This is a genomic window from Streptomyces sp. NPDC001858 (genome assembly GCF_053594615.1).
Genome location: NZ_JBSFEV010000085.1, coordinates 1 through 11,322 on the forward strand (window position 1 = coordinate 1; position 11,322 = coordinate 11,322).

Consider the following 11,322-nt stretch of genomic DNA (forward strand, 5'->3'; position numbering starts at 1 on the left):
GAAACCGTCATGTCCGGTTCGGCGGGAGGCCGCGCGGAACAGGACTCGCCCTCACGGCGAGCACCTCGCCGCGCGGCCGACCCAACCGCCTGGCTCCACGGCTTCAAACGACTTCGTGTCCGCTGGGAGCGACGGGCCGACATCCACGACGCCTTTCTCAAGCTCGCCTGCTGCCTGATCACCCACCGCCAGGTACTGACCTTGACCTGACGGGCACTCGCCCCACGTCGATACACCGACTGGGCAAACTGATCGCATGAACCGAGACACCCTGCAATCTGCACTCTCCCAGGACAGCAGCGGCCCTGCGCGCGCAGCCCTGGCCGAGTTGGTCGCAGGCGCGAGCTTCGAGGTCTTTCTGAACCAAACGGCTTCTGCGCGACAGCTCTGGGACATCTGGTCGTGGCGGCACGAAGTCATGCTCGACACGGGCGTCACACCTCGGCCCGGACTGGCCGAAGCCGTCGCCAGACTTCAAGCCGCAGGAACAGCTCGGGTCTACATGGCGACCGTCACCGGATCGCAGAGACGTTTCATACTTTTCCTGTCGGAAGACCTCACCCAGTGCGTCGCCTGCTGGTGACACGACCTCATTGTGTTAGGGCCTCTTAGAGGTCCTAACAGAAGTTGTTGATCATGTGACTTTCGGCCTGGATGGTCGTTGGTCTGGTCGTGGGGAAACGACAGTCGCGGCCATGGATCGTGTCGGATGAACTGTGGTCGCTCATCGAGCCGTTGCTGCCGGGACCGGGGCCGAAGTTGGTGGAGGGCCGCCCGCGGGTCCCGGACCGGCAGGCGCTGTGCGGGATCTTGTTCGTGCTGCATACGGGCATCCAGTGGGAGTACCTGCCGCAGGAGTTGGGCTTCGGCTCGGGCATGACGTGCTGGCGGCGCCTGGCCACGTGGAACGAGGCCGGCGTGTGGGAGGAACTGCACCTGGTGCTACTGAAGAGACTGCGGGCCGCGGGGAAACTGGACTGGTCGCGGGCGGTGATCGACTCCTCCCACGTCAGGGCAGCGCGGCGCGGCCCAAAAGCGGGCCCAGCCCGGTCGATCGCGCACGGCCAGGCAGCAAACACCACGTCCTCACCGACGGGCAGGGGATCCCGCTCGCGGTGTCGCTGACCGGCGGCAACCGCAACGACGTCACGCAGTTGCTGCCGCTGCTGGACAAGGTTCCGGCGGTGGCAGGCGTCGTCGGCAGGCCCCGACGCAGACCCGACGCGCTCCTCGCCGACCGCGGCTACGACCACGACAAATACCGCCGCCTGCTGTGGCAGCGCGGCATCCGCCCAGTCATCGCCGAACGAGGCGTTGAACACGGCTCTGGCCTGGGCATCTTTCGTTGGGTGGTAGAGCGCACGATCGCCTGGCTGCACGGCTTCCGCCGCCTGCGGATCCGCTGGGAACGACGCGACGACATCCACGAAGCATTCCTCGGCCTCGCCACCTGCCTCATCACCCACCGACACGTCCAACGCCTTTGTTAGGACCTCTTAGAGGACGTTCGCGTCACCTATGTGCCGCTTCGTGGAGGTTCGCTCCTGCCGGAATTCACGGTGTACAGGCGAAACAGGTAGTTTGCGGCCGCGGTCGCGTCGGGGCTGATCTCGCATTTCACCACGGTATAGGCCGATAGCTCCTGTCCGGTTCGAATACGTTTTGAAAGACGGCTTTTGCCTCGCTCGATCGAGCGATATGCCCGGGTGTGGTCCTCGTGCATGAGTATCCTCATGACCTCCTCGCAGCAGCGCCAGCCGTACCTGAGCGATCTGTCCGATGCCCGCTGGGCGTTGATCGAGCCGACGTTGACGGCCTGGCGGGCCGAGCGGCAGAAGACCTCGCTCAACCTCGGGGGAAAGGTCACTGACCTGCGGGAAGTCATGAACGCGATCCTCTTCCTCAACCGGACCGGCGTCCCCTGGCGCTACCTGCCCCACGACTTCCCGCCGCACACCACCGTGTTCGGCTACTTCAGCGCCTGGACCGCCGACGGCACCATTGAGAAACTCGGCCTCCACCTGCACCGGATGGTCCGTGAGCAGGCAGGACGCACGGCCGAACCCACCGCCTGCGTCATCGACGCCCAGAGCGTCAAGACCGCTACCAGCGTGCCCACCAACACCCAGGGCACCGACGCCAGCAAGAAGATCGTCGGACGCAAACGCAGCATCGTCGTCGACACTCTCGGCCTGTTACTGCTGGTCATGGTGACCGCCGCCAGCGTCTCGGACAACGCGGCCGGTATCCAGCTCCTCACCCGCGTCGCCGCCGACCACCCCACCATCAGCAAGGCGTGGGTCGACACCGGCTACAAGAAGAAGGCCATCGAGCACGGCGCCTCGCTCGGCATCGACGTCGACGTCGTCCCACGGAACGAGCAGGTCAAAGGCTTTTCCGTGATCCCGCGGCGCTGGGTCGTGGAGCGGAGTTTCGGGTGGATCATGATGCACCGTCGCCTCGCCCGCGACTACGAGACCAAACCGGCGCACTCCGAGAGCATGATCCGCCTCGCGATGATCTCCAACCTCGCAAAACGAGCGACGGGTGAAACAGTCATAACCTGGCACAAACCATGAACTATCGCTTCTTCAAGCAGGACGTCCTCTTAGACCGCTTGGCTCTGCCTCCGGCCCCAATCCATCTACATAAGGCGTGGCCTCACAGTGGCTTCCCTCTAGCGATGGCACCTTGGCAGTGTTTCTGTTCACGTTCGAAGGGCGATCACATGACCACGGGTGCTATGCAGTTCGGGACAACGAACGACGCCGGCGAGGACTCAACCATTCTCACCTCGGGATCCATTGAGAGCACGCTGGCAGTTTACAACTCCGACCAAGAATCCGCGTCGGCCATTTCAGCCAGCGGCATTACCATCGGGGCTTTCTGTAAGGCTACGAGCAACAACAGCTTTGCGGTGTTCGGCACCGCCGAGCCATTCGCCGCGAACGCCTGGGGCGTGGGCGTGCGCGGAGAGTCCTTCTACGGAATCGGCGTGGACGGATACACCAAGGACGGCGTAGCAGTCCGCGGAGTCACAAACAAATCCGGGCCAGGGCAGTACGCAGTTTCCGGGGCTGGCTTGGGCAAGAACAATACCGCGGTGGCAGGGGTAGCCGAGACGGGAAAGAACGCCTGCGGCATCTGGGGTAAGTCCGCCGAGGGGTATGCCGGACGCTTTGAAGGAACGGTAAACGTCATCGGTCGCCTTTATAAGACCTCTGGAGGATTCCAGATCGATCATCCGCTCGATCCAGAGAACCGCTACCTCCGGCACTCCTTTGTCGAGTCAGATCAGCAGCTCAACGTCTACAGCGGCACTGTCGTGACCGACGCAGAAGGATCGGCAACCGTATACCTGCCCGAGTACTTCGAAGAGCTAAACGACGACTTCAGGTATCAGTTGACGATTGTGGGGCGCGAGTTCGCTCACGCGATCGTAAGCGAAGAGGTGCGTGAGGCTCGATTTGCTATCAAGACAGATCGCCCGGAGGTCAAAGTTTCGTGGCAGGTGAGTGGTGTCCGAAAGGACAACTACTCGCGCCATTACCCCTTCTTGGTCGAGGAGGAAAAGGCAGAGGAGGAGCGGGGAAGGTATCTCCACCCTGAAGCGTGGGGTCAGCCGGAAGAGAAGGGCATGTACTTCGACCAGTGGGCAGTAGCACGCGAATACAACGCGCGTTCTGCCCCCATGCGCCCGCGGATGCCTGGGACAGAATGACGTTGCCACTTTGGAGAAAATGCTCCGCACAGCGGCACCTGCCGCGCGGCTGCGGCGACGAGCGTCACGCTGGCCCGCTCCCCTTCAGCAGGGTCCTCGAGCCACGAGGCCCCGCCGCGAGCACGAGGAAGTCCGGAAATGGGCGACCCCTTCCCCTCTGAGGAGGAGAACCGCAGACGGAACGGCTGCGACAGCACCTCGTCGAACCCGCCAAGTCCAGCAGCAGCCAGCGCTCGGCCATACTCTCGAAACCGTGCTGCCGACCAGTCGAGACCAGACACTCCAGGCCGGTGACGCTGACCGGTCCGCCAAGAGAACCGCCGTACCGGCACCGAACCGGCCCGGCCGACAGATCCTTCACCGGGACGATGACATCGGACTTCCCGACCTCCACGTCACCGTCCACGTACGCGGCCACCCCGGCCCAAGATCCAGGCACTCGGTGGCCCGCTCGGGAAGCGTGTACGGCAGCGCGAGGTCCTCCAAACGGCAGGCGTGCGACCACACCGGACCTACTGGAACATCGACGACCGGTCCGGCGAGTGAGGCGCCGGCGTCGTCGCGCAGGGAGACCGTCGCGTCGAGCGTCGTCGCGAGCCAGTGGCCATAGCACACCGCACAGCACGAGCCGTACGCGAGAGAAGGCCCAAACCTGCATCGCCAGCAGGGCCGCACCGGTACCCTGCTCAACTCGCCAAATCAAATGCTCAGTCACAGCATTGAAGCTGCCGGGGACGAGGCGTTTCACATTCCTGCGAGGACCAGACCGCGAGGCTTCGAGGCGACCTCAAGCCCGGCACCCTTCCGTAACCCTCTGTAATCCATTTCATTACATCCCATCGCGATGCAATGAAATGGAATGCAATGGATTACGTTGGAGCGCATTGGAGCCTGCGTTTCCCGCAGGAGGGAAGACCGTTCCTGCGTTTCTCGCAGGAGGGAAGACCGACGAATACCGCTTCACTGCTTGATGGTGACCGGGATCACATCAACGCCTGTGAGCTGCGGTTTTTCCGGTATTGATGTGTCTCTGGTGCGGGAGAAGGTAGGCAGAGTGTAGGCAGAGTGTTGTCTTGTGCGGGCATTCCCGCATGAGCAACTACACCGATCAGCGTCTCGCCTATAGACTCCGCAGAACGCGAAAGGAGCCCTGCGTCCCAACGGGTTTCTCAGGCCTCTGAGTTGGGAGGGCTCCTCTCGCGGTGTCCCTAAACGCACGCTGACGCAAGGAACCGCATGCCCGAGCCTAGCGCGAATTTAGATCCGAAGCACCCACGCCGTGTGGACAGATGGCTCTCGTCCATCAGCACTCACCTGCGGAAATGGGGTGGGAGCCGTGGACACGGTGTCCACCACCACTTCCTCCAGGGCGTCGCCTACAAGCTGGGCAGCGGCGCCGTGACGCTGCTGATCCTGTGGTGGGAGACGCGCAACTGACCGCACTGCGGTCCTGACCGCCGGATGCCCGTGAGGCCCCGCACCGCGCTGATGCGCCGGCTTGGGGCCTCACATGCGTATCCGCGGGGGTCGGATGTTCATGCACGCGTCTGTGTGCCCAACGCGGCTTGTGCAGGCACGGTTACGGTGCCCGGCCGCGCGGCGAGCGCCTGGTCGACGAAGTCCCGTGCGAGGGCCAGGGTGTCGGGCACCGTGACGTCCTTCGTCCACGTCGTGCTGTGCTGCCAGCATTCCAGCTCGAAGCGGTGTGCCCCGTGGGCGAGTTCCATGTGCCGGGCCCACGGCTGGCGTCGGCACGGGCGGCTGCGGTGGCGGTGGCGCTCGGTTGCCTCCAGATGCTTCTGGACGAGGCCGACATGGTATCGGCCGGGCAGGATCCGCCCTTCGAGGCAGCCTTGGCACTCCAGGAGGTGCAGGGCGGCCCCCTCCTTTTCCTCGAGGAAGTGGCGCGGGTCGCTCTTGCCCTCGAAGGTGTTGCAGCTGCCGCACAAAGGCCCGCGTAGATAGCCGTGGTCGTGGCAGTGATCCCACGCGGCCGCCCGGCGTTCGGCGCACAGCGTGCACAGGTAGTCGTCGGCACGGATGCTGCGCATGCGGCGCGAGTCGTACATGACGCCGCGCAGGTGGCCGGTGTAGGGGTGCCGGTAAGAATGCTGTCACCAGCCGCAAACGGCAGTGATCTTGCGACGGCGTCACCCGTGTGGGTGAGTCCTGGGCCGTACGGCTGCGGTGGGTGAAGCTCTGCGAGGACGATCGGCGATCGTGGCCCGTACTCCGTTGGACCTGGACGAACTCGTCGAGCACTGGACGCTGTTGAAGGACGAGCAGGCGCTTGTGTCCGGCAAGCGTGGTGCGACGAGACTGGGCTTCGCCGTGCTGCTGAAGTTCTACACGCAGTACGGGCGGTTTCCCCGGAACCGGGCAGAGCTGCCCGGTGAGGCCGTGGAGTTCGTCGCCCGGCAGGTGCAGGTTCCTGCCTCGGAGCTGGAGTCCTACGACTGGTCGGGCCGTACGGTCGAGTACCACCGTGCGCAGATCCGGGAGCACCTCGGCTTCCGTGAGTGCAGCGTCGCGGACGCGGAGAAGCTGACGGCGTATCTGGCCGAGCACGTCGCGCACAAGGAACGTAGGCCCGAGCAGGTCCGGGTGGAACTGCTGGTGCGCTGCCGCACGGAGAGCATCGAGCCGCCCACGTCGGGCCGGTGCGACCGGATCGTGGCGGCTGCCCTGCGGGCGGCCGAGGAGTCGCTGACTGCCCTGGTCTCCTCGCGGCTGACCGTGGAGAGCATCGAGCGGATCGTGGCTCTGGTGGCCGGCGCCGACCAGGACGACGCCGGACCCGCGGGCGGCGGTGGGGAGGGCGAAGACGCGCCGCCGGTGCTGGCGAAGGTCAAGGAAGCGCCGGGCAACGTGAGCCTGGAGACGATGCTCACCGAGATCGACAAGCTCCTGGCGGTGCGGGCGATCGGCCTGCCACGGGATCTGTTCATCGACGTCGCGCCGAAGGTCGTGGCCGGCTGGCGGGCACGGGCCGCGGTGGAGTCGCCTTCCCACCTGCGGACGCATCCGGTGGCGCTGCGGGTCACCTTGCTGGCCGCGCTGCTGCACGAGCGGGAGCGGGAGATCACCGACACGCTGGTGGAGCTGCTGATCTCCACGGTGCACCGGATCGGGGCGCGGGCGGAGAAGAAGGTCACCGAGCAGCTGGTCAACGCGTTCAAGAAGGTGTCGGGCAAGGAGAACATCCTCTTCAAGCTCGCCGAAGCCTCGCTCGGCACCCCGGAAGGGACGGTCCGTCAGGTCGTGTTCCCGGCGGTATCCGGGGGCGAGGCGACGCTGCGGGAGCTGGTGCACGAGTTCAAGACCCGGGGGCCGGTCTACCGGCGGACGGTGCAGACGACGCTGAAGGCGTCGTACACCAACCACTACCGGCGCGGGCTGATCAAGCTGCTGGACGTGCTGGAGTTCCGCTCCTCCAACCACACGCACCGGCCGGTGATCGAGGCCCTGGCCCTGGTGGCGCGGTACGCGAACGCGGGGAACACGACGTACTACCCGCTGGGTGAGACGGTGCCGGTCCACAAGGCGATGGGCGGGGACTGGGCGGAGGTCGTCCACCGCACCGACAAGCGGGGCCGGCGCCGGGTGGTGCGCATGGTCTACGAGGTCGTCGCCTTCCAGGCCTTGCGCGATCAGCTCAAGTGCAAGGAGATCTGGGTGGTCGGCGCCGACAAGTGGCGCAACCCGGACGAGGACCTGCCGCAGGACTTCGAGGCGAGGCGGGCGGAGAACTACCGGGAGCTGCGCAAGCCGCTGGACGCCGCGGTGTTCATCGACGAGCTGCGCGAGCAGATGACGGCCGAACTGACCCTGCTCAACGACCGGATGCCCAAGCTGTCCTGGCTGGACATCGCCGAGCGAAAGTCCGGGGCGATCCGGCTCACGGCGGCTGAGGCCCAGCCCGAGCCGCGCAACCTGCGCAGGATCAAGGCCGAAGTGCAGCGGCGATGGGGCATCGTGCCGCTCGTCGACATGCTCAAGGAAGCGGTGCTGCGGACCGGCTGTCTGGACGCGGTCACCTCCGTCTCTGGCGGCGGCAGCCTCTCGCCGGAGGTACTGGCCGAACGGCTGCTGCTGGTCATCTACGCGTACGGCACGAACACCGGGATCAAGGCCGTGGCGTCCGGCGGCCACGGCCACACCGAGGACGAACTCCGCTACGTCCGCCGCCGCTACCTATCAGCGGAGGCCGCCCGCGCCATCGCCGTCCAGATCGCGAACGCCACCTTCACCGCCCGCAGTACCGAGTTGTGGGGTCAGGGTTCGACCGCCGTCGCCTCCGACTCCACCCACGTGCGCGCCTACGACCAGAACCTGTTCACCGAGTGGCACTCGCGCTACGGCGGCCGCGGAGTGCTCATCTACTGGCACGTGGAGAAGAAGTCCCTGGCCATCCACTCCCAGCTGATCAACTGCACCGCCTCCGAAGTCGCCGCGATGATCGAGGGTGCGATGCGGCACGACACGACCATGGACGTGGAGGCCAACTACACGGATTCGCACGGCCAGTCGGAAATCGGGTTCGGCATCACGCGGCTGCTGAACTTTGACCTGCTGCCGCGCATCAAGCGGATCAACAAGGTGAAGCTGTACCGGCCAGTGGTCGGCGAGGCGGACGCCTACCCGCAGCTGGCCCCGGCACTGACCCGCCCGATCCGCTGGGAACTCATTGCCCAGCAGTACGACCAGATGATCAAGTACGCCACCGCGATCCGTACCCGCACGGCCTCCACCGAGGCGATCCTGCGACGCTTCACCCGCAACGCCTCCCACCCCACCTACGCGGCGATGCTGGAGGTCGGCCGCGCTCAGAAGACCATCTTCGTGGCCCGCTACCTGCGACTGCGCGACCTCCAGCGGGAGATCGAGGAGGGCCTGAACGTCATGGAGTCCTCCAACGGCGCCAACAGCGTGATCGCCTACGGCAAGGGCGGCGAGATCGCCTCGAACCGGCGCGACGAGCAGGAGATGTTCGTGCTGTGCCTGCGGATCCTGCAATCGGCCCTGGTCTACGTGAACACCCTGATGCTCCAAGACGTCCTGGACGAACAGGAGTGGGCCGAGCTTCTCACCCCCACCGACCGGCGCGGACTGACCCCGCTGTTCTGGTCCCACGTCCGCCCGTACGGCGAGGTCAACCTGAACATGGACACCCGCCTCAACCTCACTGCGGTCACGGTGCCCGGCCCCCGTAGGGCGGGCGATGGGGAGCCGGCTGAGGAACGGGCGGACGCGTGAGCCTGTCCAGTCCAGCGTCAGCTAACTTCCCAAAAGAAATTCTGCAAAAATACTTTGGGAAACCTTCTGGGAGTCTTAACCTCCCGTCATGGTCAGCGAAGAACAGAGACGTGTCCTCGATCCCGAGCGGGACGCTGCAGCCCTGAAGGCCCTTACGCACCCCTTGCGTATCCGGCTGCTCGGGCTGCTGCGGCAGGACGGCCCAGCAACCGCGAGTGAGCTCGCCGCCAGGACTGGGGAGTCATCCGCTTCCACCAGCTATCACCTGCGGGTTCTGGCGAAGTACGCGTTCGTCGCCGAGGCCGAGCACCGCGACGGGCGGGAGCGCCGCTGGCAGGCGGTGCACTCCGTGACCTCCTGGAACAACAGGGCGATGGAAGCCTCACCGGACAGCCGGGCCTTCCTCAGCTTCTCCCGCAAGAGCCAGGTCGAGCACCTGGAGGCATCGCTCGTCCGGCACGAGGCAGACATCGCCGCCGGGCGACTGGGCCCGGAGTGGCTGGAGCCGGCCGGGATCAACGACTGGATGCCCCGTCTTACCCCTGAGTCGCTCACCGAACTCTGGGACACACTCGACCGGAAACTGGAAGAACTGACTCAGCGCGACGAAGCCGACCCCCGCGCCGCGCAGGTCGTGCTCGTCACCGCCGGACTGCCACTCGCAACTCATGGCCCCGATATGGAAGAGCCGGACGCCTCCACCCCGTCGGATACGGATACCGAGGCGGCGTCGTGACACGGCTGCTGGACTTACGCTCTGCACGACGCCGCTATGTGACAGCCTGTGTCCTCTTCTGGCTGCCTCTGGGCCTGGCCGTCACCCCCCTGATTCTGCTCTTCACTGAACGCGGCATGACCCTTGCCGCCATCGCGGGCTTCTTCGTCGCGCACTCCCTCACCGCCGCTGCGCTGGAACTGCCCACCGGCGGACTCTCCGACGTACTCGGCCGCCGGGCCGTCCTGGCCGCAGCCGGCCTGCTGAACCTGGCCGCCTTCACTCTCCAAAGTCTGGGCACCGCGCCCTGGGTCCTCACCCTCGGCATGGCCCTCATGGGCGCGGGGCGCGCCCTGTCCAGCGGGCCAGCCGAGGCCTGGTACGTCGACACTGTCCAGGCGCACTCCGGCCCCGACACCGACCTACGCACCGGCCTGGCCCGCGGCGGCTCCGCCACCTCCGCAGCGCTCGCCGCGGGCACCCTGCTCGGCGGCACCCTCCCTTGGCTGCTCGCACTGGGCCCCGACGTCGGGGCCCGACTGAGCCAAGCAACTTCAGGGCTGGTGATCCCACTCTCCGTCCCACCGCTGCTGGGCGCAGCAGTCGAGATCGCATTCGTGCTGTACGTCCTCTCCGCCCTGCCCGAGCCGCCCCGTCCACCCAGCACGCTGCGCTCCGTATTCCGGAGCATCCCTGCCACCGTCGCCGACGGGCTGCGGCTCGGCGGACGCGACGTGCTGGTCCGCCGTGTGCTCCTCAGCGCAGCGGCCGCCGGCAGCGCCCTGGCCACGGTCGAGCTGCTGACGCCGAGCCGTGCCGCGGCTTTCACTGGAGCGCCGGAGTCGGGTGCGATGCTCTTCGCCGCACTCGCCTGTGCCGGCTTCGTCTGCTCGGGGATTGGGAGCCATCTCGCGCCGCTGACCGCGCAGCTGGCAGGCAGCGGCGAGCGCGCGGTCCTGGTGAGCCTGGGCACCAGCGCAAGCGGCCTGCTCCTGCTCAGCGCCACCGCCGTGGCAACAAGCCCCGTCTCCATGGCCCTCGCGGCTGCCGGTTACGGCCTGGTATACCTCGGTCTCGGCGCGGCGGGACCCAGCGAGAACGACCTCCTTCACCGCCGAGTCCCAAGCGCGGGACGCGCCACGGCGCTATCCGTTCAGTCCCTCGCACTGCAACTAACCGGAGCTCTCACCGGCCTGGCCGTTGGCATCCTGCCGCCTGGTCCACTTCCCTGGCTGCTGGGAGGCTCTGTGCTGATGGCTGGAGCCCTCCTGTGGATTCACCGCAGCGAGCCCACTGCGCCGAGTCTCGCTGGCTCCAATCTGCACCAGACGGATGCCGATCACTCTCACCAGGACAACCTGAAGACCGGACGAACCCAATAGAACTTGTACGCGAGTGAGCGCCCGAGCGCCGCGCCTGTCCGCGAAGCCTCGGGCCGGCGCTCATCTATCGACCGATTGATGAGCAAGATCGGGAAGAGGCGGCACGCGGCGGGATCGGCGCCGGATCATGCCCATAAAACGGTGTCAGAAATTGGTTCTGGCACAGATCTTGGGGAGCGGTCGCGGAGTGTCACCAGGGCAACAGCATGAGGTGGGTCGGCCCGCAGGGCGGTTTGCCGGGACAGTCC

Annotated in this window: 9 protein-coding genes and 1 pseudogene; 9 read left to right on the plus strand and 1 reads right to left on the minus strand. The window is 66.2% G+C overall.

What is annotated here, in order from left to right:
- The 6 genes and pseudogenes from ACWCPF_RS44950 to ACWCPF_RS44975 form a co-directional block, all read left to right on the plus strand.
- Positions 1-210: pseudogene (locus tag ACWCPF_RS44950) on the plus strand (hypothetical protein); the annotation flags it as partial.
- A 46-nt stretch (positions 211-256) separates the two neighbouring features.
- Complete coding sequence (locus ACWCPF_RS44955) at positions 257-583, plus strand: hypothetical protein (protein ID WP_451050947.1); 327 nt, start codon at positions 257-259, stop codon at positions 581-583.
- Positions 584-654: 71 nt separating this feature from the next.
- A protein-coding gene (locus tag ACWCPF_RS44960; protein WP_451050948.1) for an IS5 family transposase occupies positions 655-1,490 on the plus strand; the annotation gives its coding sequence in 2 pieces (ribosomal slippage) (positions 655-1,030 and positions 1,030-1,490; 837 coding nt in all).
- Positions 1,491-1,733: 243 nt separating this feature from the next.
- Complete coding sequence (locus tag ACWCPF_RS44965; RefSeq protein ID WP_451050955.1) at positions 1,734-2,579, plus strand: IS5 family transposase; 846 nt, start codon at positions 1,734-1,736, stop codon at positions 2,577-2,579.
- A gap of 149 nt (positions 2,580-2,728) precedes the next feature.
- A complete protein-coding gene (locus ACWCPF_RS44970; protein WP_451050949.1) occupies positions 2,729-3,721 on the plus strand; it encodes a hypothetical protein in 993 nt (330 codons plus the stop codon).
- A gap of 1,281 nt (positions 3,722-5,002) precedes the next feature.
- Entirely contained in the window at positions 5,003-5,158 is a 156-nt protein-coding gene (locus ACWCPF_RS44975; protein ID WP_451050950.1) for a hypothetical protein, read from the plus strand.
- A 98-nt stretch (positions 5,159-5,256) separates the two neighbouring features.
- Here ACWCPF_RS44975 and ACWCPF_RS44980 read toward each other — a convergent pair whose 3' ends face one another.
- Entirely contained in the window at positions 5,257-5,772 is a 516-nt protein-coding gene (locus tag ACWCPF_RS44980; RefSeq protein ID WP_451050951.1) for an endonuclease domain-containing protein, read from the minus strand.
- 169 nt (positions 5,773-5,941) lie between these two features.
- On the opposite strand from ACWCPF_RS44980, the gene ACWCPF_RS44985 reads away from it, so the two are divergent.
- The 3 genes from ACWCPF_RS44985 (at position 5,942) to ACWCPF_RS44995 (ending at position 11,074) form a co-directional block, all read left to right on the plus strand.
- On the plus strand, positions 5,942-8,977 hold the full coding sequence (locus ACWCPF_RS44985) for a Tn3 family transposase (RefSeq protein WP_451050952.1): 3,036 nt from the start codon (positions 5,942-5,944) through the stop codon (positions 8,975-8,977).
- Positions 8,978-9,065: 88 nt separating this feature from the next.
- On the plus strand, positions 9,066-9,713 hold the full coding sequence (locus ACWCPF_RS44990; protein WP_451050953.1) for an ArsR/SmtB family transcription factor: 648 nt from the start codon (positions 9,066-9,068) through the stop codon (positions 9,711-9,713).
- Complete coding sequence (locus tag ACWCPF_RS44995; protein WP_451050954.1) at positions 9,710-11,074, plus strand: MFS transporter; 1,365 nt, start codon at positions 9,710-9,712, stop codon at positions 11,072-11,074. Before ACWCPF_RS44990 ends, ACWCPF_RS44995 begins: the two co-directional genes overlap by 4 nt.
- Positions 11,075-11,322 lie beyond the last annotated feature (248 nt).